This is a genomic window from Stenotrophomonas sp. S41 (assembly GCF_016624625.1).
Classification (GTDB): domain Bacteria; phylum Pseudomonadota; class Gammaproteobacteria; order Xanthomonadales; family Xanthomonadaceae; genus Stenotrophomonas.
In genome coordinates this window covers 1-21,625 of record NZ_JACVTV010000028.1, presented here as the reverse complement: position 1 = coordinate 21,625, position 21,625 = coordinate 1, and the positions used below count along the sequence as shown (strand labels likewise).

Genomic DNA, 21,625 nt, shown 5'->3' with positions numbered 1-21,625 from the left:
CGGCGCTACCGCTCGACGTGCCCCGCAGGTAGCGCCGGGCCATGCCCGGCGTACGGGTGAATCAAGCGTCGAACGCCGGCGGCTCACCATAGAACCGCCGCAGGTGCGCGGCCACCTCCGGCAGCGCCTGCGCCAGCACATCCGGCGCGGAGAAGTGGTACTCGCTGGCCACCGCGAAGAACTCTTCCGGTGCCTCGGCCGCATACGGGTCGATCAGCGTTTCCTCGCCAGCATCCACCTGCGCGCAGAACGCATCGTAGGACTGCTGGAAGGCGGCCGCCCAATCGCGCTGCCACGCACGCGGCAACGGCGGCGTGCCGTCCATCGCGCCATCCAATGCATCCAGCTTGTGCACCATCTCGTGCACGGCCACGCAGTAGCCCTCGTGCGGTTCGGCCAGGTCGGCCTGCACGTCGGCCCACGACAGGATCAATGGCCCGCTGTCCCACGACTCGCCAATCAGTTCGTCATCCCACTCGTGCAGCACGCCGGCCGTATCCATGTGGCTGCGATGCACGCGGAAGGCATCGGGGTAGACGATCAGCTGCGACCAGCCTTCCAGCCCGACCTCGCCGAATTCCAGCAGCGGCAGGCAGCACAGCGCGGCCAGCAGCACGCCGTCGGCCACCTGCAGCTGCAGGTCGCCAATCGGGGTGATGGTCTTCTCATGCAGGAAGCGGGTGGCCAGCACGCGCAGGCGCGCGCGGCGCGCATCGTCCAGGCCCCGCAGCCAGGCGGCGCGGCCGCAGGCTTCATTCCACACTGCATCTTCGATCGGCCGCGGCGCAGGCCGCAGCCACTGCAGCAACGACTTGATCAGCGGAACATACCCGGCAGGTAGCTGTGCCACTTCGGCGCGCGGATGCGCTGCAGCACATCGTCATCGCTGCCGCCGCCACCGCTGCTGGTCGCGCTGCTCGCGCTGCTCGCCGCTGGGCGCACCGGCGCCGGCTTGGCCGCGGTGGCCGAAGCGGTGGCGGTCGAAGCACGCTGCGAAGCGGCATCCGGGGTGGAGTACACACAGGCCCCACGGCTGTCGTCCAGCGATGCTGTTGCCGAGGCCGCGAAGGGCATCGCCAGCAGGATCAGGCAATGGGCATAGTGGCGCATTGACGACATCCAGGTTAAGGGAGGGTGAGTTCCCGATTCTAGCCCGAACCCGGCCCCGGATTGGAAGCCCCGCCGCCGGCACCCCGCGGGCGCCGCTGGCGGCTTTCCCGCATAATTCCTGTCTGACCTTGTGGAAGCTGCCGTGGACGATCGCCAATTGCTGGCCAAACTCGCTGCCGGTCGCCTGTCCGGCGACGCCCTGGCCCGTGAGCTGGGCCAGACCCGGGCGGCCATTTGGAAGCGTATTCAAGGACTTAGAGCTGCCGGTGTGGACATCGAAGGCCGTGCAGGCGAGGGCTACGGACTGAGCCGGCCTCTGGAGCTGCTGGACCCGGCGGCCATCCGCGCGCACCTGCCCGACGACGCCGTGGCCCTGCTGCATGACCTGCAGGTGCCCTGGACGGTGGATTCCACCAATGCCGAATTGTTGCGGTGCAGCGCGCCGGAGCGCGGCGTTTGCGTCCTGCTGGCCGAGCGCCAGACCGGCGGCCGTGGCCGTCGTGGCCGCAGCTGGGCCTCGCCGCTGGCCGCCCACGTTTACCTGTCAGTACTGCGCCTGTTCTCCGGTGGCCTGGGCCGCCTGGCCGGCCTCAGCCTGGTGGCCGGCGTCGCCGTGGCTGAGGCGCTGCACGACCTCGGCTACACCCAGGCGCAGCTGAAGTGGCCCAACGACGTGCTGGTGGACGGCCGCAAGCTGGTCGGCCTGCTGGCCGAGGGCGGCGGCGAATACGCCGGCCCGGCGCGCGCGGTCATCGGCATCGGCATCAACGTGCACATGCCGCCGGCCTTCGCCGAGCAGATCACCCAGCCCTGGGTCGACCTGGACACCCTGGCCGGCAGCCACGTGGACCGCAACGTGGTGGTGGCCGCCGTGCTGGCGCGCCTGCTGCCGGCGCTGGACGTGTTCGACCGCGAGGGCCTGGCCCCGTTCCTGCCGCGCTATGCCGCCTTCGACATGCTGGCCGGCCGCGAGGTGCGCGTCGAGCTGGAAGGCCAGTGGCAGCACGGCACCGCCCTGGGTCTGGCCGATGACGGCGCCCTGCGCGTACGCATCGATGGCCACGAGCGCCTGCTGCATGCCGGCGAAGTGAGCGTGAGGAAGGCATGAGCGATTGGTTGTTCGACCTCGGCAATTCGCGCTTCAAGTTCGCGCCGTTGCAGGGTGACCGTGCCGGTGATGTACAGGCCTGGGCGCATGGCGCCGAAGGCATGGCCGCGCAGCCGCCGCACAGCCTGCCCACCGGCGGCACCGCCTTCGTGGCCAGCGTGGCCGCCCCGTCGCTGACCACCGCCATGCTGCAGCAGCTGCAGGCCCGCTTCGGCGATGTACGCGTGGTGCGCACCAGTGCCGAATGCGCAGGCGTGCGCATTGCCTATGCCAAGCCGGAAAAATTCGGCGTCGATCGTTTCCTTGCACTGCTGGCCGCGGCTACCGCGCGGCGCCCGGTGCTGGTGGTGGGCGTGGGTACCGCGCTGACCATCGATCTGCTGGACGCCGACGGCCAGCATCACGGTGGCCGCATTTCTGCCTCGCCCACCACCATGCGCGAAGCGCTGCATGCGCGTGCGGTGCAGCTGCCGGCCAGTGGCGGCGACTACAGCGAATTCGCCAACGACACCGCCGACGCGCTGGCCTCCGGCTGTGATGGCGCTGCCGTGGCCCTGGTCGAACGCAGTGCGCGCCAGGCGCAAGCGCTGCTGGGCGTGGCACCCTCGCTGCTGGTACACGGCGGCGGCGCACCGGCGCTGATGCCGCTACTGGACGGCGCCGATTACCACCCGTCGCTGGTGCTGGACGGCCTCGCCCGCTGGGCGGTGCACCAGCCCGCAGGCTAGTATCGGCAGCATGCTGACCCGTGCCCTGATCGTCGTCCTGGCCATCCTCAACGTAGGCGTCGCCAGCTGGTGGCTGCTGCGCAGTGAACCCGCGCCGGCCACGCCGCCCCAGCCCGCCACCGGCGTGGCCGAACTGCGCTGGCTGCCGGGCGGCACCGATGCCGCTGCCGTGGCGCAGACCGCCGCCACCGCCGCGCCGACCGAGGCACTGCAGGAGCGCGAGGCTGCGCCCAGCGCTGCCGTGGCCGCCACCGAGGCACCGGCAGCCGCGCCGCCAGTCGACGCCGCCCCGACCGCGGAGACCGCGCCTGCCGTGGCCGCGGCCGCCAAGCCGGCCGAGCCCGTTGTGCAGAAGCCCGTGGTCGAGACGCCCGCTGTGGAGAAGCCTGCCGCGCCGCCGCGCTGCGTCGCCCTCGGGCCGTTCGCCGACCGTGCCGCGGCCGTCGCCGCACAGGGCCGTGCCGGCAAGCTGCTGGCCCCGGCGCGCCTGCGCGAACAGCCCGCCGCCAGCGGCAGCACCCGCTACCGCGTGCTGCTGCCGGCCGCTGCCAGCCGCGAAGACGCCCAGGCCATGGTCAAGCGCATCGTCGCTGCCGGCCTCAGCGATTACTACATCATCAGCCAGGGCGAAGAGAGCAACGCCATCGCCCTGGGCCAGTACCGCAACCGCGAAGGCGCCGAGCGCCGCATCGCCGCCGTGCAGGCGGCCGGTTTCCAGCCGCGCCTGGTGGCCAGTGGTGACGCTGGCCAGTGGTGGCTGGAAGGGCAGCTGGCCGCCGGCAGCGAACCGGCGCAGGCGCAGCAGCGCAGCGGTGCCGCGCAGCAGCGGTCGCTGGAATGCACGCGACTGCGCTAGAATCGCCCCACCGCGGCGCTGCCGCCGGTGAAGCACCCATGCCGCTTTAGCTCAGTTGGTAGAGCAACTGTCTTGTAAACAGTAGGTCATCCGTTCGATTCGGATAAGCGGCACCATCGCCTGAGCCCATCGCGTCCAAGCAAATCCAGAATTCATACTAAGCCCGCAGAGATGCGGGTTTTTTTGTGCCTAGACGTACATCGGAGTCCAGCGCTATTCATGCCAACCGGGGGTACAACTCGGGGTGCAAAGGCGATTTCGACTGGCAGACATTTGGAGAGGCGGAGGGACCTAGCAGTCAATACTTGGACCAAGGCCAAGCGGCTGCTGGAAACCTGCGCCTACCCTTGGTTGGGTCGACGCCCCGAATGATGGCATCTGCACTGCCGACTAAGGGGTGCTTTGAAGACCGCCAAGAATTGGAGCTACGCGTCGATCACGGAGCCTGCCAAGGTCGGTGAGCTGCTGAGAGCTATCGATGGCTATACGGGCAGTACACGACGCCGTATGCCTTGTTGCATGAGATGGGCTGGACCTCAGATGCCATCGAATGGCAGTTGGCACACTCCGAGAGGAATCTCATCAAAGCGGCATACAACCTTGCAGAGCACCTGCCGGAGCATCGGAAGATGATGCAGGCACAGGCTGATTACCTGGACCGATTGCGTGAAAAGCAGCCCACAGCTACCCAGCTCCGCGTAAAGCGCGCCTGCCCCCAGCAGCTACCCTCGACTCACTAGTTGCTGAAGGGATGGAATTTGAGCTGCATCAATTGAAATGATGCAAAAAAAGACTCGCATTGGCGTTTTTCGCCACTGTAAGATGTGCAGCATGAAGATTGATGCAGAAATTTTGAAGGTTGAGGGGTTGATCTCCATTCAGGCCGGCTACCCTTTTCGCGGCTCCATTGAGGAGTCGGAGGATGGTGAAGTTCTGGCGGTGCAGATGAGGGATGTTGACCTTGACCATGGCGTCAAATGGTCTGACGTTACGCGCACCACGCTTGCAGGCCGCAAACCACCTGACTGGCTCACGGCAGGGGACATATTGTTCGTCGCTAAAGGTGCTCGGTTCTATGCCGTATGCATTGATGAGCCGCCGAGCCCTGCTGTGTGCAGCCCTCACTTCTTTTTGCTCCGAGTGGCCTCCCAAGGTCTATTGCTGCCTGCTTTCCTGGCGTGGCAAATAAACCAACCGCCATTTCAGCGTCAGCTTCAGCAAGCCGCTGAAGGCAGCAGCCAGCTGAGCATCCGGCGCCCCGTACTGGAATCGCTCACGCTGTTCGTGCCGTCGCTGGTGGATCAGCAACGCATCGTTGCCCTGGCTGACCTTACCCGTCAGGAGCGCCACGTGCTCAATCAACTCATTCATAACCGCGAGCAGCAACTTCAAGCGCTCGCAGAGAGTCTTGTGCATGCCGCACAGGCCGGTCACTGAACAACGCAGGAGCTCAAACATCATGAACAGCACAACCACCGAAATCGCCTCTGTCAGTCAGGAAGACATCAACTCCGCTGTCTGGGCCGCCTGCGACACCTTCCGCGGCACCGTGGACCCGAGCATCTACAAGGACTTCGTCCTGACCATGCTGTTCCTCAAGTACGTGTCGGATGTCTGGCAAGACCACTACGACGCCTACAAGAAGCAGTACGGTGACCACCCCGAGTTGATCGAGGAAATGCTCAAGAACGAGCGTTTCGTGCTGCCCGCCAGTGCCAGCTTCTATGCCCTGCACGCCCTGCGGCACAGCCCTGGCAACGGAGAACGCATCGACAAGGCACTGCACGCCATCGAAGAAGCCAACATCACCAAGCTGCGCGATGTGTTCCAGGACATCAGCTTCAATTCAAACAAGCTGGGCGACGAGCAGCAGAAGAACGACATCCTGCGCCACCTGCTGGAAGACTTTGCCAAGCCCGAGCTGGATCTGCGCCCCAGCCGTGTAGGCCAGCTCGATGTGATCGGTAACGCCTACGAATTCCTCATCAAGAACTTTGCCTCCACCAGCGGTAAAAAGGCGGGAGAGTTCTATACCCCGCCCGAAGTCTCCGCACTGATGGCGCGCTTGATGGCGCCGCAAGAGGGTGACGAAATCTGTGACCCCACCTGCGGCTCAGGGTCGCTGTTGATGAAGTGCGGTCGCCTGATTCGTGAGAACACTGGTTCACGCAAGTACGCGCTCTATGGGCAGGAAGCCATCGGCAGTACCTGGGCGCTGGCCAAGATGAACATGTTCCTGCATGGCGAGGACAACCACCGTATCGAGTGGGGCGACACCATCCGCAACCCCAAGCTGCTCGACGGTGCCGCAAGTCTCAAACACTTCGACATCGTTGTGGCCAATCCTCCGTTCAGCCTGGAAAAGTGGGGCTTCGAGGGGGCCGATGCCGACAAGTTCAGCCGCTTCCGGCGGGGCGTGCCGCCACGTACGAAGGGCGACTACGCCTTCATCCTGCACATGATCGAGACCATGAAGCCTGGCACCGGGCGGATGGCGGTAGTCGTACCCCATGGCGTGCTGTTCCGAGGCGCTGCTGAGGGCCGCATTCGCCAGAAGATGATCGAAGAAAATCTGCTCGACGTGGTGATCGGCCTGCCGGAAAAACTGTTCTATGGCACCGGTATCCCCGCCGCTGTGCTGGTGTTCCGCAAGAACAAGGCCGACGACAGGGTGCTGTTCATCGACGCCAGCCGCGACTTCGAGGCCGGAAAGAACCAGAACCTGCTGCGCGAAGCTGACCTGCAGCGCATCCTGGATACCGCCGCCACACGGCAAAGCGTGGACAAGTACGCCTACCTCGCCTCGCCAGCCGAAATTGCCGAGAACGACTTCAACCTCAACATCCCGCGCTATGTGGACACCTTTGAGGAAGAAGCCGAGATCGACCTGATGGCCGTGCGCAAGGAGCGCGAACAGCTCAAAGCCGAGCTGGCCAGCCTGGAAGCTCAGATGGCCGTCTACTTGAAGGAGCTGGGCTATGAGTAAAGCGTCAAGACCCAGCAAGCCGACCAAGGCGATGGCTGCATCGGCCAACGTCGAAAGCCAAGGCGAATTTGTTCTCTACACCACAGACGACGGCCTCACCCGCGTGGAAATGAGGGCCGAGGGCGACTCGCTGTGGCTCAGCCAGGCCGAAATCGCCACGCTGTTCCAGACCACGCCGCAGAACGTTACCCAGCATGTGAAAGCCATTTACGCGGAGGGTGAGGTCGACCCCGAGGCAACTTGTAAGTCCGGCTTACAAGTTCGCCAGGAGGGGGGGCGGCTGGTTCGCCGCAACGTCCGCTTCTACAGTCTCGACATCATCCTGGCCGTGGGCTACCGGGCGCGCTCGGCACGCGGCACCCAGTTCCGCCAGTGGGCCACGGCCAACCTGAGCGAGTACCTCCTCAAGGGGTTCGTGCTCGACGACGTGCGGCTGAAAAACCCGCCAGTGGGCGATTCAGTGCTGCCCGACCGCTTTGGCGAGCTGCTGGAGCGCATCCGCGACATCCGCGCCAGCGAGCGCCGGATGTACCTGCGGGTGCGCGAAATCTTTGCCCTGGCGGCTGATTACGCCCCCACGCTGCCCGAGACCACCGCCTTTTTCCGCATCATCCAGAACAAGCTGCACTACGCCGTGTCGGGCCAGACCGCCGCCGAGATCATCCGCACGCGCGCCGACCACACCCAGCCGAACATGGGCCTGACCACCACCCGCACGGGCCAAGTGCAGAAGGCCGACGTGGGCGTAGCCAAGAACTACCAGACCGAGCAGGAGATCACCGAGCTGAACCGCATCGTGACCATGTGGCTGGACTTTGCCGAAGACCAGGCCACGCGCCGCAAGGAAGTCTTCCTGAAGGATTGGACCGAGAAGCTCGACGCCTTCCTCAGCTTCAATGACCGGCAAGTGCTGGTGGGCGCCGGCGAGGTGTCCCACAAGCAGGCGGTAGCCCATGCACAGAACGAGTACGAGCAGTTTGCTGCGCAGCGGCGTGGGGCATTGGAGGTTGAGGGCGAGGCGTATGCCGTACGCGTGCTTGGTCCGGTATCGGCCGACGTAGATACCTTGAACGAATTGGAACAAGTCGCAAAGCGGCTGAAAAAGAAGAAGGGGGAGAGCGATGCTGCCTAAGGAATGGAAGAAGCAAGCAGTCGAAGACTACGCAGATCTGCTAACCGGCAATGCGTTCCGCAGTGAAGACTATGTGGAAGCTCGGGAGTCCGCGATAAGGCTGCTTCGCGGCGACAACATCATTCAAGGTTCGCTGCGCTGGGACGATGCTAAGCACTGGGCGACTCCCTACGCCGACGCACTCCAACGTTATGAAATGCAAGCGGGTGACATCGTCCTTGCAATGGACCGTCCAATTGTGAATGCAGGGCTCAAATGCAGTGTAGTTCGACAACAGGACTTGCCCTCGCTATTGGTTCAGCGAGTGGCCAGACTTCGCGCGAAGAAAAACTTTGATCAAGGCTACCTGGCGCAAGTTCTACAGACACACCGCTTTATCGAACATCTGAGGGGCCAGAAAACCCAGACGGCGGTTCCTCATATTAGTCCGAATGACATTCGAGAGTTTGAATTTCCTTGCCCAATCAACCCCGCGGAGCAACGCCGCATCGCCCAAATCCTCTCCAGCTGGGATCAGGCCATTGCTACTGCGGAGCGTCTGCTGGCGAATAGTCAGCGGTGCACGCGTGATCTGATGGCGTCTATGTTGTCAGGCCACCGCCGTTTTGCCGAATTCTCGGATAAGTGGCGTTTCGTGGATCTCAATACTGTTTTTGAGCGAGTTACGCGCAAGAACAGTGCGCAGAACACCAATGTGTTGACGATCTCAGGGGAGCATGGGCTCATCAGTCAACGCGACTATTTCAACAAGTCCATTGCCAGTGCCAACCTCGGCGGCTATACGTTGCTGCATCGGTATGACTTCGCCTACAACAAGAGCTACTCGTCAGGTTACCCGATGGGGGCAATCAAGCCGCTGATGGCCTATGACGCGGGTGTAGTTTCAAGCCTCTACCTGTGCTTCAAATTGCGCGAGGACGTGGACGCCGATTTCGACTTCTTCCGTCACTACTTTGAAGCAGGCCTGCTGAATCAGGAGATTGAAGGCATTGCTCAAGAAGGTGCGCGAAATCATGGGCTGCTGAACGTGAGCGTGACCGATTTCTTCAAACTGAAGCTCCACATTCCGACCGCGCCAGAACAGCGGCGAATTTCTGAGGTCATCAACGTCGCCAGGTCAGAGGAGGCACGGCTGCAGGCTCAAGTACAGGCATTGCGCCAAGAAAAATCTGCCCTCATGTCCCAGCTCCTGACCGGCAGGCGCCGCGTCAAATTGCCGGACACCGAAACAGAGGTCCAGGCATGAATAGCACGCCAAACTCCCGTGAGCAGTACAGCGCCCACTTGCCCGCGCTGCACCTGCTGTGCAGCCTGGGCTGGAACTTTCTGACCACAGCCCAGGCGCTGACCCTGCGCGGCAGCACGCGCGAGGTGCTGCTCAAGCCCCGTCTGATCGAGGTGCTGCAGACCCGGCGCTACGAATACAAGGGCGAGTGGTACCCGCTTTCGCCCAGCGGTATTGACCAGATCGTGCGTGAGCTATCGGCACTCAGCCTGGCCGAAGGACTGATGCCTGCCAATGAACGCCTGTACGGCAAGCTGGCGCTGGGCATCACGGTGACGGAGTTCATGCCCGATGGCAAAAAGCATCAGCCCACCATCGCAGTGATCGACTGGGCTGACGCAAATGCCAACCGCTGGGATGTGACCGAAGAGCTGGAAGTGCTGGCAGCACAAGGCACACACCACCGCACGCCCGATGTAGTGGCGTATGTGAACGGCATCCCGCTGGTGGTGGTCGAGGCCAAGCGGCCGGAGTCGGGCGGTGGCAGCCACCCCGCCAAGGCGATGGTGACGGAGGGCATCAGCCAACACCTGCGCAACCAGCGGCCAGACGAGATTCCCAGCCTGTTTGCTTATGCGCAACTGCTGCTGTCCATCAGCCAGACCGAGGGGCGCTACGGCACCACGCACACGGCGGCCAAGTTCTGGGCAAAGTGGCGGGAGGAAGAGTTCGACGAAGCCCACGTGCAGGCGCTCAAAAACAAGGCACTCAAGCCGGAAGTGCGCGCTGCGCTGTTCGACGGCAAGCCTGCCGCGCTGGCCGCGTACTTCGACACGCTGTGGAGCGCTCCCATGCAGGCTACCCAGCAGGACCGCTTGCTGGTGAGCTTGTTGACCCCGGCACGGCTGCTTGAATTCCTGCGTAGCTATGTGCTGTTCGACCGCAAGGTTGGCAAGATCGTGGCTCGCTACCAGCAGTTTTTCGGCATCCGTGCGCTGCTGGAGCGTATCAGCCAGATGAAGCCCGAATCGCAAGGTGGTGGCCGCGAGGGTGGCGTGGTGTGGCACACCACAGGCTCGGGCAAGAGCTTCACCATGGTGTTCCTGACCAAAGCGCTGCTACTGGTGGATGCCTTGAAGGAATGCCGTGTGGTGGTGGTGACCGACCGCATTGACCTGGAAACCCAGCTCGCCCGCAACTTCATGACCGGTGGCGCCTTTGGCTCCAGCACCGCCACGCAGAAGGATGGCGAGAAGAGTCGCACGCTGTCTGGTCGTGACCTGGCCCAGCGCATCGGCAAAGGCACCGAGCGCATCACGTTCACGCTGGTGCACAAGTTCAATACGGCATCCAAGCTGCCGGAATGCCGCAACGACTCGGCCGACATGATCGTGCTGGTAGATGAAGGTCACCGCAGCCATGGCGGTGAGACGCATGAGCGCATGAAGAAGGCGCTGCCCAAGGCCGCCTACATCGCCTTCACTGGCACGCCTTTGCTCAAGGGCGAGAAGACAGCCAACAAGTTCGGACCCATCGTGCACGCGTACACCATGCAGCGCGCGGTGGAGGACGAAACCGTGGCCCCGCTGCTGTATGAAGAGCGTGTCCCCGAGTTGGACATCAACGAAGAGGCGGTGAACCGCTGGTTCGAGAAGATCACCAGCAACCTCAGCGATGCCCAGCGCACCGACCTGAAAAAGAAGTTCGCCAAGAAGGGCGCCATCTACGGTGCAGCCAACCGCATTGAGTTGATCGCCTGGGACATCGCCACCCACTTCAACGAGAACATCAAGAAGCTGGCTCTCGGCCTGAAGGGACAGGTTGCCACCGACAGCAAGCTCGATGCCATTCGGTACAAGAAGGCGCTGGACGACACCGGCTTGGTGACCAGTGCGGTGGTGATCTCGGCCCCGGACACGCGTGAAGGCAATTCCGATGTGGACGAGGACACGCTGCCCGAGGTGCAAAAGTGGTGGAAGCAAGCCATGGCCACCTGCGGCAACGATGCCGAGACCTATGAGAAGCACGTGGTCAGTGACTTTGGTACGGACGGTGCCCCTGACTTGCTGATCGTTGTAGACAAGCTGCTGACGGGCTTTGATGAGCCCCGCAACACGGTGCTGTACATCGATAAGCCCTTGAAAGGACACAACCTGATTCAGGCCGTAGCCCGCGTCAACCGCCTGCATGACGCCAAGCGTTACGGCGTATTGGTGGACTATCGAGGGATCCTGAAGGAACTCGACACTGCCATCCGCTCCTACCAGGACTTGGAAGCTCGCACGCAAGGTGGCTTTGATATCAGCGACTTGGAGGGCCTGTACCACCAGTTCAGCACGGAGTACAAGCGCCTGCCTGCTTTGCACGATAACGTGTGGTCGTTCTTCAAGTCTGTGACCAACAAGCTCGACAGCGAGCAGTACCGGCAAGTGCTCGCACCGAAGTTCGTGAAAGGCAGTGACGGCGAGGAGTATGACGAGCGGCAGAGGCTGCGAGACGATTTCTACGAGGCACTGACCGCTTTCGGCCTGTGCTTGCAGACGGCGCTTTCATCCCGCAGCTTCTTTGAGGACAAGAGCTTTTCTGAAGCACAGATCGCTCGCTACAAGGCAGACCTTCGTTTCTTTGCCGAGTTGCGCCAGACCGCCCGGCGCGATGCCATGGAGACGGTAGACTACAGCGTCTACGAGGAACAGATCCGCAAGCTGGTGGACAAGCAGGTCATCGGGACAGAAGTGCGCGAACCTGAAGGCGTCTATCTGGTGCATCAGTTGGGGCAAGCAGAAGACCCGAAGGACTGGTCGGAAGAGAAGACGCGCAACGAGACGGACATGATCCGCACCCGGCTGCGGAAGACCATCGAGCAGGAACTGGCGGCCGACCCCTATGCGCAGAAGGTGTTTGGCGAACTGCTGCGTCAGGCTATCGCTGAAGCGGAGGCCATGTTCGACCATCCGTTGAAGCAGTACGCTATGTTCAAGTCCTTCGAGGAAAAGCTGGACGCCCGTGCCACCCCGAACATGCCAGATGCATTGGCAGACAAGTCACATGCCAAGGCCTACTTTGGAGCCATGCGTCTGGTGGTGGGGGAAGAGGTCTTCGCCGCCCTGAGTGCTGATGCGACGGACAAGCTGGTGCAACAAGCAATTGCCATGGACACCGTGGTGCGCGACGCAGTGGCCGAGAACTCGCTCAACCCACAGAACCTTGAGGCGGCCATTCGCAAGGGTCTGCTTCCTCTGTTGTTCGGCACGTTGGGTTTGGATAACGCAAAGCTAGTGGTCGAGCAAGTCATCCAGATCACGCGTGTCGGATTGAGCAAGTCTTGAGCATGCAAGCCATAGGACGTGTCTCGCAGCATCGCATCGCCTATGGTGATGAGGTCATTGTCTTCAGTCTGCGCCGCCAGCAGTCGCGCGCTGAGACGCACGTTGCCATTCATGTAGAACCGGACGCACGCGTGCTGGTGGATGCTCCCGATACGGCACCACTGGCAGAGGTTTTGGCTGCGGTTAAAAAACGTGCGCGTTGGATCAGCCAGCATGTCAGTGCTGCCAAGGCGCGACTAGCCCATGTGCTGCCTAGAGAGTACGTAAGTGGTGAATCACTGCACTACTTGGGCCGGCGTTATCGCCTGAAGGTTGTTGTCGACGCAAGCTCAAAGACCCAGGCTAGGATGCGGGGTGCTTTCATCTCCGTGACGACACCAGAGCAAGCACCAGCCACGATCAGAAGAACGTTGGATGCCTGGTATCGCCAGCGAGCGCGGGAGGTGTTTGCTGACCGGCTTGCGGTAGTTTCAGCTCCCCTCCGGTGGGTCAAGCAGCTTCCATCAACACGCCTGCAGTTCATGACTGTGCAATGGGGTAGTTGCTCACCCTTGGGCCGTATCACACTGAACCCGTTGCTGGTGAAGGCTCCACGTGAGTGCATCGACTACGTACTTCTCCACGAGTTGTGCCACCTCCTTCACCACAATCACAGTCCAAATTTCTACCGAACACTTGATCGACACATGCCAAGCTGGAGAGCGGTCAAGGAGAAGCTCGACAACATGGCTGAGGAAATATTTCGAATCTAGAGTGCTGTTGGCTGGGGCTTTCAGCTATTTGAAATAAATCCAAACTCATATCAACCAGCCAATGGCCACATTAAGATCATTGCGAGCTTCTTTTTGCCTGAGGCATCCGAAATTTCAGCTTTACTTCCGTCTGGCGGCCCTTACGGGTACCTGAGTGTGTCAGTGGACAGGAATTTTCCGTTCCTGTCTGTCAACACGAATAACGGCCGGAAAGGAGCCGCCGCAGAGGCGCCAGGCTGCCCCTCCGAGGGTGCGCTGACAAGGAGGAACTCAACATCGTGACCTTCCTTGCTGCTCGCAAGCGAAAGTCGCGGGTTTGCCTGGATGGTGCGTTCAACGCCTGTCATCACATGCTGCGCAATTGCGCTGTAGCGTGCGGTGCTGATGTTTTTCAGCAGGCGCGGCAGTCTGACATCCGGACAACGCAGAGCGTGTGGCTCACCCAGCCCGCGACTGCAGCGCCACGTACTCGGCCAGGCCCCGGCAGGCCAGCATCAGTCCCTCACGCGAGCCGTCGCCGATATCGTCTTTCTCCTCGCCATCCACGCGCACGCGTTCGGTCGCGTGGTAAAGCTCCAGCAGCGACACCAGGCCGGTGGCTGCGCGATCCCGGCGCGCGTTGGCGACGGCCTCGCCGGGTGTGCGGACCGGGCCAGGCCATGGCTGTCCGTTGGCCGTATCGCCGGCCGCAATCTGCTGCAGGCAGCTGCGCAGGGTGATGGGGGAGGGCGCTTCGTTCGCGGCAGCGAAGGCGGCTTCCAGCGGCTGGGCCAGTTCGGGCGGCAGGCGGGTGATGGCGTCGCCGAGCGTGGCGGCCAGGTACGGGTGGCGGGATTTGGACATGCGGGCATCCTCGGCAGGAACGGAGGTGCCACCGGGAAGGGTGGCAGGCGATGCGTGGCTTCCAAGACCGGGAGTTGGTGAGCCGGCGGGCACAGGGCCCCCACGCACCGCCTGCCATAACGCAGCAGACGGATTGCCAGCCGACGTCGCCCACACGGGAACGACGCCGGCTGACAAGCGTAAACAACACCAGCTACACGGGCTTGGAAGTCCCGGCTACCCGATGCAGGCAGCAATTCATCTTGGGCACGCCAAGCCGTGACGCACCAATCAATTGTTCTGATGAATTCGCCGTTCCCGAAAGGAAGAATGAATTATCGCGATTGGCTTGTTTCGCTCGTCTTCTAGGCAGAAACGACAATTCGCGCGGGCGTGATCGCAATGCGCTGGCGCAAGCGACTACACCACCACGCTGCAGGCCAATCGGCATCTGCACTGCAAAGCAGCCTTAGCCGCCGTGCCGTACCTTGCACACAATCCGCGCAGCACCAAGCGCGCCTCAGCGCTGCCCGCTATCGCCCGGCACCAGATGTCGCCACGGGAACACGTTCCGCGCGAGATGGCTGACGTAACCGCCCATGCCCGCCTGGATGACCATGAACTGCAGGCCCGGCCGCATCGCCTGCAGCGCCTGCAACTGCGCCGGCGACAGCGCGCTGTTACGCAGACGGAAGCTGTGCACCGGTGCGAACGCGTCACTGGCGAACAGGCGCTCGTAGGCGGCGAACGGCGTCACCGCATCGGCCTCACGCACATCGGCCCAGGTGAACTGCAGTTCGGTGGACTCGCTGAAATCCAGCAGGCCGAGCGCCGGCAGGTTGCGCGACGCCGCCAGGTGTTCGATGAAGTGCTGGGTGTCACTACCCGGGCCGATCTGCAGGATGTTCAGATGCGGCAGCGGCACATCGAAGAAGCTGGCATCGGGCGCGTTGGGCACCACGAGTTCGGTCAGGCACGGCGCACGGCTGGCGAAGCGGGCGATCTCGCCAGCCTCTTCCATGATCGAGCCCGCGCGCTGGATCAGCGAGGCATTGTGGTGCTCCGGCGCGGTGGGCGTGACCACCAGCGAACGCAGGCGCGGGAACTGCACGTTGCTGTCCAGCAGGGCAGTGAACTCCCATTCGCGGGTGCCGTTGGCGCCCTCATCCCCGCCGGTGAAGCACAGCGACATGACCGCCGCAGCTACGGCTGGATCGGACAGGCAGGCCAGCGTCCATTCGAACGGCGCATCCCACGGGTTGCCGAAAAATTCCACGTGCAGGCCGCCGTACAACGGGGCCACCGTCAGGCGTGTCTGCAGTGCCGACCACAGCGGCCCGGCGGGGTCGGCGATGTCCAGGTCGTACTCGTCGGCCGTCTCCAGGCTGAAGGCGTGGATGCGTTGCTGCAGTTCCAGCAGCGACTGCTGGGCACGTTCGAAGTCCGGTGCGGCCATGGCAGGTAACCAATCATCCGTGGGTGAGCCGGGATGATAGCCCCGGCCCTGCAGGTTCGGCAGCGCTGTCCCCGTCTTCATGACGCTCCTCACGAACTGCCATCCCGGTGCCGTCGCATACTGTGGCCATCCGCCCGTCCGGGCCACTTCGGGAATCGATCATGCGCCGCCACGCTGTTTCCCTTGCTGCTGCACTGCTGTGCTCCGCCTTCGCGGTCCCGGCCATGGCCGCCGTGCCCTTCTTCAACGCCAGCTGCCCCGGCGGCCTGGATGTGCACGCCGACGAGGGCGGCCCGGTGTACGTGCAGGGGCGCGAGGCGGCGCTGAAGCGCTTCAACGACCGCTATTTCGAAGCGCGCGACGCGCAGAGCGGGGTGACGCTGTCGATCACCACCGGTGACGACGGTGCGCCGCAGATCAGCTACACCGGCCGGGGCGGCGCCAATGGCATCTGCCAGGTCAGCGGCGGCGGCGCGCCCGTGGCAGGCGAGCGGCATGACCGCCGCCGCCACGATGACAGTGACGACGAAGGTGCGGCGCTGCCGCGCGAAGTCACATGCGAGTCCACCGACCAGCGCCAGGTGTCGTGCGAGATGGACACGCGCGGCAACGTGGAAGTCGCCCGCCAGATCAGCCACACCCGCTGCGAGCAGGGCCAGAACTGGGGCCTGTCGCGGCATTCGGTGTGGGTGAACGGCGGCTGCCGCGCGGTGTTCCGCAATACCTCGCGCGCTGCGTACACCGCGCCCAGCGGCGGCACTGCGCTGGGGTCCTGCAACACGCGCAAGGGCGCACAGGGCACGCTGGTGACCCAGGTGCCGGTGGGCAGCGACTACCAGGAGCTGATCATCGATTACCCCGATGGGCGCTTCCTGTGCATGCTGCGCAACAACGGCGAGGTGCAGAGCGTGACCCCGGTGCGCCGCCGCTGACCGCCGACCTGCCCCCGGCGTGGTGCGCCGGGGCCTGCAGGGAGGCGACACCATCGACTACTCGCCGCTGGCGGCCGCTGAGTCTGCCGCCGGAGCAGATGCAGTTGCTGAGTCAATGCAGAGATTGTTGACCTGTAGACGAGTGCCTGGTGCGGGTTCCCTCGGCATGGAGGAGCTCTCGCACTCACCGCTTCCGGTTTGCTGAACCTTGCATTCGCCCATCACGCAGGCCCAGGTAGTTCCAGTGGCCAAGGTCAGATCCACAACGCGGGTGCTGCGTCCGCTTTGGACGAGGGCGTACGACAGGCTCAACGGGTCATTGCCATATCTTGAGTGACCCCGGCCGGTGAGCAGAATCCACTTGCCCTTCCCACCTGTCGCTTGCTCCTCGGACGCCAATGCTGACAACGAGCTTACGCCAAAATCTTCTCTACCCGTTACTCGCTTGTCGAACCCAACAAGTCGAATGAATCCCTGCGACTCCAGTCGGACGAGGCGCTCGATCAGTTCCAGGTTCGCGGCACTTGATCGACCGTCCCTCGATCTGGCCCAGAAGACGTCCTTGAACACCTCCTGCCTCCCGCGTCCGGCTGAGTCTCTGACGGCTTTGATGGAAGAGGCGGGCATCTCCACGCCTACAAGGGGTGGACTTGATTTCGATGCGAATTTACAGACAGCGTCGAAAAACAATTGCGGCGTCTGGACGTTCCCGTGAATCTCGCCAAAAACGATAGCGTCAGAGCCATCGGCATCCACCGGGCTCAAGGTTGCATTGCCACCTGCAGTGCACTCAACCGGGGCGTCATCGGCCTCCGTGCAAGAGGCTGAAAGAACACCCAGCGCCAACAGCGCGAACGTGCGGGCGATGTTCAATGTGCCTCCCAATCCATGGGGATCCTTGGCGCGTCCCTGCTGTACAGACTCTGCAAATCACTCTCCTTGGGTTCGAACAGCCGTTTCCCACGTTGCCTTCCCGCGGATACTCGGCACTCCCATTGTCGCGGTCAAGGAAACTGCATCATCCGGTCCTGTTGTGGGGCTGATCGCACGTCCCGGGGGAAGGCGGCTGGGAGGAGAGGGGATTCCGGAGAACCTGGGAAGTGCTTGCCGCGCTCTGGCTGTTGAATGCTCCTGCTGCACCGCCGCGAGTGGTGTCACATCCCTCTGGCTAGACTGTGCTTCTTTTTCGTCTGCAGGAGGCACCCATGGCCCACCCCATTTCCGTCACCCTGATCGGCGTGCCCACCGACGTGGGCGCGGGCCATCGTGGTGCGCGGCTTGGCCCGGAAGCCCTGCGCGTGGCCGGCCTGCCGGAGGCGCTGGCGGCGCGCGGCGTGGATGTGCGCGACCTGGGCAACCTGGATGGCCCGCGCAACCCGTGGACCTCGCCCGTGCAGGGCTACCGCCACCTGGACGAGGTGGTGGCCTGGAACCGCGCGCTGATGGACGCCAGCTACGCTGAACTGCAGGCCGGGCGCATGCCGATCATGCTGGGCGGCGACCATTGCCTGGGCATCGGTTCGATCACCGCCGTCGCCCGCTGGTGCCGCGAACAGGGCAAGACCCTGCGCGTGCTGTGGCTGGATGCGCATTCGGATTTCAACACCAGCGATGTCACCCCGTCGGGCAACATCCACGGCATGCCGGTGGCCTGCCTGTGCGGCCTCGGCCCGGACGCGCTGACCCAGCTGGGCGGTAGCAGCCCGGCCATCACCCCGGCGCAGATGCACCAGATCGGCATCCGTTCGGTGGACCCGGACGAGAAGCGCCTGATCAAGACCCACAAGGTCGATGTCTACGACATGCGCTACATCGACGAGAACGGCATGAAGCGCGCCGTGGAAGCGGCGCTGGCCGGCATCGACGGGAACACCCACCTGCACGTCAGCTTCGACGTGGACTTCCTCGACCCGAGCATCGCCCCGGGCGTGGGCACCACGGTGCCGGGCGGGGTGAACTACCGCGAGGCGCAGCTGGTGATGGAGATGATCGCCGACAGTGGCCGCATGGGCTCGTTGGACATCGTTGAACTGAACCCGCTGCTGGACACGCAGAACGCGACCGCCGAGCTGGCCGTGGACCTGGTGGAGAGCCTGTTCGGCAAGTCCACGCTGATGCGCGACTGAGTCCGGCGGCCTGCGCCTGAATGGCTTCGGGGCCTGTTCACACTCGCTGCACGCGGCAGACGCCAGATTGCACTTCACGCAAGGCCGTTCCACCGTGGAAATGGCCAAGCGCGATGAAAACCATGTAGTGGCGAACCCCAGGAGAAAACCCATGAAGCGTGTAGTTGCCCTGATGCTGTTGTCGATGTTCTCGGTGGCCATGCTGGCTGGCTGCAACACCGTTGCCGGCGCCGGCAAGGATGTGCAGAAGGCTGGCCAGTCGGTTGAGGATGCCGCCAAGGGCAACTGAGCCCGGGGTGGTGCCGAATTAAAGAGGCCGGGACACTGTCCCGGCCTTTTTCTTTTCGCATTTCGCGCAGACGAGCTCGTCGGTAGTGAATCATTCAAGCAGGTGAGCATGCTTTTCATTGCGGGTTGACTGGTGTTCAACGCTGAGTGCGCCAAGCTGCAGCCACGGTAAGAACGCCGTTGCAACCGAGGACTCCAGCAATGAACAAAGACATCATTTCCGGCAAGTGGTCGCAGCTCAAGGGCAAGGCCCAGGCCAAGTGGGGCGATCTGACCAACGACGATTTCGATGTGGCCGAGGGCAACGCCGAGTACCTGGCGGGCCGTCTGCAGGAACGCTATGGCTGGGCCAAGGACCGTGCCGAGAAGGAAGTGCACGAGTTCTCCGACAGCGTCCGCAAGGATTATCCGGACTTCAAGTAAGTCCGTCGCGCTTCCCCCACAGCGCGCCCCCACAGCCCGGCGCCCGTACCGTGATGGTGCGGGCGTCGTGCTGTCTGCCTCAGCGTGCCGGCGGGTCGGGCACGTAGCGGTTGGGGAAGGCCTGCGGTTCGCGCGGCAGGCGCGAGCGCGTATCCAGCACGATGCCGCGTGCGCGCAGGTTGCGTGCGCTGTCGTAGCGCAGCTCCTGCACCTGGGCAGGGCCGCGGCTGGCGCGCTCGAATGTGGTGTCACGCACCTGCGAGGTCTCGCGATCACCGTGGCCGGTGCCCAGTGCCGGGGCCTGCGACTTGGCGGCATGGCCTTCGGCACGGCTGGCGCTGCTGTCAGCGGCCGCTTCGGCCGCCGGGGCCGCGGGCGCCGGTGGCGGCAACTGCCGCAGGCGCGGTTCTGGGCGGGGCTGCGGGCGCCAGCGGTACATTTCGTTGAACACCGCGATGCCGATCACGCCCACATTGTCCGGCCGCCCGGTGCGGCTGGCATAGCTGCCGCCGGGGCTGCTGAACACGAACTGGGCTACCTCGTCCTGGCTCTTGCGCCAGCCGGTGATGTCCGCGCTCTGGCCGGGGTTGAGCACGTAGCCGGTCTGCGAGGGATTGGCGTCTTCGCCGGAAATGGCATTGATGCCGTCCACCGATAGCACCACCAGCACGCGCCGCGGGCTGTCGTTGTACAGGCGCACGGCATAGCGATGGCCGCGCTCGCCGGCCACCCAACGCTGACCGTCGGCCGGGTAGCTGCGCAGTTCGGTGCCGCGGTCGCGGTCAACCAGGCTCATGCGGACCGGGCCGTTTTCGGAGACAGGCAGCGGCAGCGGGGCCGGGCGGAAGCCGGCCAGGGGCAGGATCAGCAGCAGGGGCAGCAGGCGTTTCATTAGGCGTCTCCGGCGGGGTTGGGTGAACAAACGCGCCGCAGGCCCTGACGGGGTTGGTCGTGGGCACGGTAAACTGGCCCCGTTCATCGAAGGTTACCCTACGCAGTCATGACGACCCGAGTTCTTACCGGCATTACCCCCTCCGGCACGCCCCACCTGGGCAACTACGTTGGCGCCATCCGTCCGGCCATCGCCGCCAGCCGCGCCCCGGGCATCGAGAGTTTCTTCTTCCTGGCCGACCTGCACAGCCTGATCAAATCGCAGGACCCGCAGCGCACCCAGCGCGCGACCCTGGAGATTGCGGCCAGCTGGCTGGCCTGCGGCCTGGACCCGGAGCACGTGTGGTTCTACCGCCAGAGCGACATCCGCGAGACCACCGAGCTGATGTGGTTCCTCACCGCCATCGCCAGCAAGGGCATCCTCAACCGTGCCCACGCCTACAAGGCGGCGGTGGACAAGAACCGCGAAGAGGGCGTGGACGAGGACGCGGGCGTCAGCGCCGGCCTGTTCATGTACCCGGTGCTGATGGCCGCCGACATCCTCATCTTCAAGGCCAACCAGGTGCCGGTGGGCCGCGACCAGATCCAGCACATCGAGATGGCGCGCGATTTCGCCCAGCGCTTCAACCACGTGTACGGCAAGGAGTATTTCCCGCTGCCGGACGTGGTGATCGACGAGCAGGTGGCGACCCTGGCGGGCCTGGACGGCCGCAAGATGAGCAAGAGCTACCACAACACCATTCCGCTGTTCGTGCCGCGCGAGGAGCTGAAGAAGCTGGTGTTCTCGATCCTCACCGATTCGCGCGCACCGGGCGAACCGAAGGACACCGAGGGCTCGGCGCTGTTCCAGATGTACCAGGCCTTCGCCACCCCGGAACAGACCGCCGAATTCGCCAAGGCCTTCGCCGCCGGCATCAGCTGGGGCGATGCCAAGCAGCAGCTGTTCGAGCGCATCGACGGCGAGCTGTCGCCGCTGCGCGAGCGCTACAACGCGCTGATGGCCGAGCCGGAGAAGATCGAAGCGCTGCTCAAGCGCCGTGGCCAGCAGCTGCGCGAGCAGCTGGCGGCCCCGCTGCTGGAAGAACTGCGCCATGCCGTGGGCCTGCGTGACCTGTCCAGCGCCGGCGACATCGCCAGCGAGGATGCCGGCGTCGCCCGCGCGGCACCACCGCTGTTCAAGCAGTACCGCGAAAAGGACGGCCGCTTCTACTTCAAGCTGACCGCCGGCGACGGCACGCTGCTGATCCAGAGCGAAGGCTTCGATTCGCCGCGCGATGCCGGCCAGCTGATTGCCGTGATCAAGCAGGCCGAGCAGGGCGACCAGCTGCAGAGCGAGCTGTTCAAGCTGGAAGCCGAGGTTGATGCCGTGCTGGCCGCGCTGGCGGTGCTGCGCGCCGAATGACGGGTAGTGGCCGGGGGGGGGGGGCCCCCCCCCCCCCGCCCCCGCCCCCCCGCCCGCCC

The 21,625-nt window shown here is 63.9% G+C and carries 20 protein-coding genes and 1 tRNA gene; 15 read left to right on the top strand and 6 right to left on the bottom strand.

Going from position 1 to position 21,625, the window contains the following annotated elements:
• Nucleotides 1–61 precede the first annotated feature (61 nt).
• Both IAE56_RS08390 and IAE56_RS08385 read right to left on the bottom strand, forming a co-directional pair.
• Entirely contained in the window at nt 62–850 is a 789-nt protein-coding gene (locus tag IAE56_RS08390) for a M90 family metallopeptidase (RefSeq protein WP_200752208.1), read from the bottom strand.
• Entirely contained in the window at nt 817–1,110 is a 294-nt protein-coding gene (locus IAE56_RS08385) for a hypothetical protein (protein WP_200752207.1), read from the bottom strand. The genes IAE56_RS08390 and IAE56_RS08385 overlap by 34 nt, the downstream gene beginning before the upstream one ends.
• Before the next feature lie 142 nt (nt 1,111–1,252).
• Here IAE56_RS08385 and birA point away from each other — a divergent pair, with 142 nt between their 5' ends.
• The 10 genes from birA to IAE56_RS08335 all read left to right on the top strand — a co-directional run bounded on the left by birA (nt 1,253) and on the right by IAE56_RS08335 (nt 13,226).
• The gene (gene birA, locus IAE56_RS08380; RefSeq protein ID WP_200752206.1) at nt 1,253–2,218 is read left to right on the top strand and encodes a bifunctional biotin--[acetyl-CoA-carboxylase] ligase/biotin operon repressor BirA; all 966 of its coding nucleotides are present in this window, start codon (nt 1,253–1,255) and stop codon (nt 2,216–2,218) included.
• Nucleotides 2,215–2,946, top strand: a complete 732-nt coding sequence (locus IAE56_RS08375) for a type III pantothenate kinase (RefSeq protein ID WP_200752205.1) — start codon at nt 2,215–2,217, stop codon at nt 2,944–2,946. Before birA ends, IAE56_RS08375 begins: the two co-directional genes overlap by 4 nt.
• Before the next feature lie 10 nt (nt 2,947–2,956).
• Nucleotides 2,957–3,802 carry an SPOR domain-containing protein gene (locus IAE56_RS08370; protein ID WP_200752204.1) on the top strand — a complete coding sequence of 282 codons (846 nt, stop codon included), beginning with the start codon at nt 2,957–2,959 and terminating at the stop codon, nt 3,800–3,802.
• 40 nt (nt 3,803–3,842) lie between these two features.
• Nucleotides 3,843–3,918: transfer RNA gene (locus IAE56_RS08365), tRNA-Thr, on the top strand.
• 715 nt (nt 3,919–4,633) lie between these two features.
• Nucleotides 4,634–5,239 carry a restriction endonuclease subunit S gene (locus tag IAE56_RS08360; RefSeq protein WP_200752203.1) on the top strand — a complete coding sequence of 202 codons (606 nt, stop codon included), beginning with the start codon at nt 4,634–4,636 and terminating at the stop codon, nt 5,237–5,239.
• 22 nt (nt 5,240–5,261) lie between these two features.
• The gene (locus IAE56_RS08355; protein ID WP_200752202.1) at nt 5,262–6,788 is read left to right on the top strand and encodes a type I restriction-modification system subunit M; all 1,527 of its coding nucleotides are present in this window, start codon (nt 5,262–5,264) and stop codon (nt 6,786–6,788) included.
• Nucleotides 6,781–7,920, top strand: a complete 1,140-nt coding sequence (gene rhuM, locus IAE56_RS08350; RefSeq protein ID WP_234455971.1) for a RhuM family protein — start codon at nt 6,781–6,783, stop codon at nt 7,918–7,920. The genes IAE56_RS08355 and rhuM overlap by 8 nt, the downstream gene beginning before the upstream one ends.
• On the top strand, nt 7,910–9,166 hold the full coding sequence (locus tag IAE56_RS08345; protein WP_200752201.1) for a restriction endonuclease subunit S: 1,257 nt from the start codon (nt 7,910–7,912) through the stop codon (nt 9,164–9,166). Before rhuM ends, IAE56_RS08345 begins: the two co-directional genes overlap by 11 nt.
• Nucleotides 9,163–12,474, top strand: a complete 3,312-nt coding sequence (locus IAE56_RS08340) for an HsdR family type I site-specific deoxyribonuclease (protein WP_200752200.1) — start codon at nt 9,163–9,165, stop codon at nt 12,472–12,474. The genes IAE56_RS08345 and IAE56_RS08340 overlap by 4 nt, the downstream gene beginning before the upstream one ends.
• Before the next feature lie 2 nt (nt 12,475–12,476).
• Nucleotides 12,477–13,226, top strand: coding sequence for a SprT family zinc-dependent metalloprotease (locus IAE56_RS08335; protein ID WP_200752220.1), 750 nt, complete (start codon nt 12,477–12,479; stop codon nt 13,224–13,226).
• 438 nt (nt 13,227–13,664) lie between these two features.
• Here IAE56_RS08335 and IAE56_RS08330 read toward each other — a convergent pair whose 3' ends face one another.
• Together IAE56_RS08330 and IAE56_RS08325 are read right to left on the bottom strand one after the other, a co-directional pair.
• Nucleotides 13,665–14,069 carry a hypothetical protein gene (locus IAE56_RS08330; RefSeq protein WP_200752199.1) on the bottom strand — a complete coding sequence of 135 codons (405 nt, stop codon included), beginning with the start codon at nt 14,067–14,069 and terminating at the stop codon, nt 13,665–13,667.
• Between the two features lie 499 nt (nt 14,070–14,568).
• Nucleotides 14,569–15,504 (bottom strand): hypothetical protein, encoded by a 936-nt coding sequence (locus IAE56_RS08325; protein WP_200752198.1) that lies wholly within the window; start codon nt 15,502–15,504, stop codon nt 14,569–14,571.
• A 161-nt stretch (nt 15,505–15,665) separates the two neighbouring features.
• On the opposite strand from IAE56_RS08325, the gene IAE56_RS08320 reads away from it, so the two are divergent.
• Nucleotides 15,666–16,436, top strand: coding sequence for a DUF3011 domain-containing protein (locus IAE56_RS08320; RefSeq protein WP_200752197.1), 771 nt, complete (start codon nt 15,666–15,668; stop codon nt 16,434–16,436).
• Between the two features lie 57 nt (nt 16,437–16,493).
• Here IAE56_RS08320 and IAE56_RS08315 read toward each other — a convergent pair whose 3' ends face one another.
• Complete coding sequence (locus IAE56_RS08315; RefSeq protein ID WP_200752196.1) at nt 16,494–17,309, bottom strand: hypothetical protein; 816 nt, start codon at nt 17,307–17,309, stop codon at nt 16,494–16,496.
• 332 nt (nt 17,310–17,641) lie between these two features.
• Between IAE56_RS08315 and rocF the strand changes: the two genes are divergently transcribed.
• The 3 genes from rocF (at nt 17,642) to IAE56_RS08300 (ending at nt 19,273) form a co-directional block, all read left to right on the top strand.
• Nucleotides 17,642–18,562, top strand: coding sequence for an arginase (rocF, locus tag IAE56_RS08310; protein WP_150455582.1), 921 nt, complete (start codon nt 17,642–17,644; stop codon nt 18,560–18,562).
• Nucleotides 18,563–18,713: 151 nt separating this feature from the next.
• Nucleotides 18,714–18,851 (top strand): entericidin A/B family lipoprotein, encoded by a 138-nt coding sequence (locus IAE56_RS08305; protein ID WP_079224917.1) that lies wholly within the window; start codon nt 18,714–18,716, stop codon nt 18,849–18,851.
• A 200-nt stretch (nt 18,852–19,051) separates the two neighbouring features.
• Nucleotides 19,052–19,273 (top strand): CsbD family protein, encoded by a 222-nt coding sequence (locus tag IAE56_RS08300; protein ID WP_079224919.1) that lies wholly within the window; start codon nt 19,052–19,054, stop codon nt 19,271–19,273.
• Between the two features lie 79 nt (nt 19,274–19,352).
• Here the strand turns inward: IAE56_RS08300 and IAE56_RS08295 are convergent, their stop codons facing one another.
• Nucleotides 19,353–20,165: a hypothetical protein gene (locus IAE56_RS08295; protein WP_200752195.1), complete on the bottom strand. Its 813-nt coding sequence runs from the start codon at nt 20,163–20,165 to the stop codon at nt 19,353–19,355.
• 108 nt (nt 20,166–20,273) lie between these two features.
• Here IAE56_RS08295 and IAE56_RS08290 point away from each other — a divergent pair, with 108 nt between their 5' ends.
• Nucleotides 20,274–21,566, top strand: a complete 1,293-nt coding sequence (locus tag IAE56_RS08290; RefSeq protein WP_200752194.1) for a tryptophan--tRNA ligase — start codon at nt 20,274–20,276, stop codon at nt 21,564–21,566.
• Nucleotides 21,567–21,625 lie beyond the last annotated feature (59 nt).

Coding starts and splice junctions, on each gene's coding strand:
- IAE56_RS08385 (WP_200752207.1), bottom strand. CDS start 1,110: ATGCGCCACTATGCCCATTGCCTGATCCTGCTGGCGATGCCCTTCGCG.
- IAE56_RS08375 (WP_200752205.1), top strand. CDS start 2,215: ATGAGCGATTGGTTGTTCGACCTCGGCAATTCGCGCTTCAAGTTCGCG.
- IAE56_RS08370 (WP_200752204.1), top strand. CDS start 2,957: ATGCTGACCCGTGCCCTGATCGTCGTCCTGGCCATCCTCAACGTAGGC.
- IAE56_RS08360 (WP_200752203.1), top strand. CDS start 4,634: ATGAAGATTGATGCAGAAATTTTGAAGGTTGAGGGGTTGATCTCCATT.
- IAE56_RS08355 (WP_200752202.1), top strand. CDS start 5,262: ATGAACAGCACAACCACCGAAATCGCCTCTGTCAGTCAGGAAGACATC.
- rhuM (WP_234455971.1), top strand. CDS start 6,781: ATGAGTAAAGCGTCAAGACCCAGCAAGCCGACCAAGGCGATGGCTGCA.
- IAE56_RS08345 (WP_200752201.1), top strand. CDS start 7,910: ATGCTGCCTAAGGAATGGAAGAAGCAAGCAGTCGAAGACTACGCAGAT.
- IAE56_RS08340 (WP_200752200.1), top strand. CDS start 9,163: ATGAATAGCACGCCAAACTCCCGTGAGCAGTACAGCGCCCACTTGCCC.
- IAE56_RS08335 (WP_200752220.1), top strand. CDS start 12,477: ATGCAAGCCATAGGACGTGTCTCGCAGCATCGCATCGCCTATGGTGAT.
- IAE56_RS08330 (WP_200752199.1), bottom strand. CDS start 14,069: ATGTCCAAATCCCGCCACCCGTACCTGGCCGCCACGCTCGGCGACGCC.
- IAE56_RS08325 (WP_200752198.1), bottom strand. CDS start 15,504: ATGGCCGCACCGGACTTCGAACGTGCCCAGCAGTCGCTGCTGGAACTG.
- IAE56_RS08320 (WP_200752197.1), top strand. CDS start 15,666: ATGCGCCGCCACGCTGTTTCCCTTGCTGCTGCACTGCTGTGCTCCGCC.
- rocF (WP_150455582.1), top strand. CDS start 17,642: ATGGCCCACCCCATTTCCGTCACCCTGATCGGCGTGCCCACCGACGTG.
- IAE56_RS08305 (WP_079224917.1), top strand. CDS start 18,714: ATGAAGCGTGTAGTTGCCCTGATGCTGTTGTCGATGTTCTCGGTGGCC.
- IAE56_RS08300 (WP_079224919.1), top strand. CDS start 19,052: ATGAACAAAGACATCATTTCCGGCAAGTGGTCGCAGCTCAAGGGCAAG.
- IAE56_RS08295 (WP_200752195.1), bottom strand. CDS start 20,165: ATGAAACGCCTGCTGCCCCTGCTGCTGATCCTGCCCCTGGCCGGCTTC.
- IAE56_RS08290 (WP_200752194.1), top strand. CDS start 20,274: ATGACGACCCGAGTTCTTACCGGCATTACCCCCTCCGGCACGCCCCAC.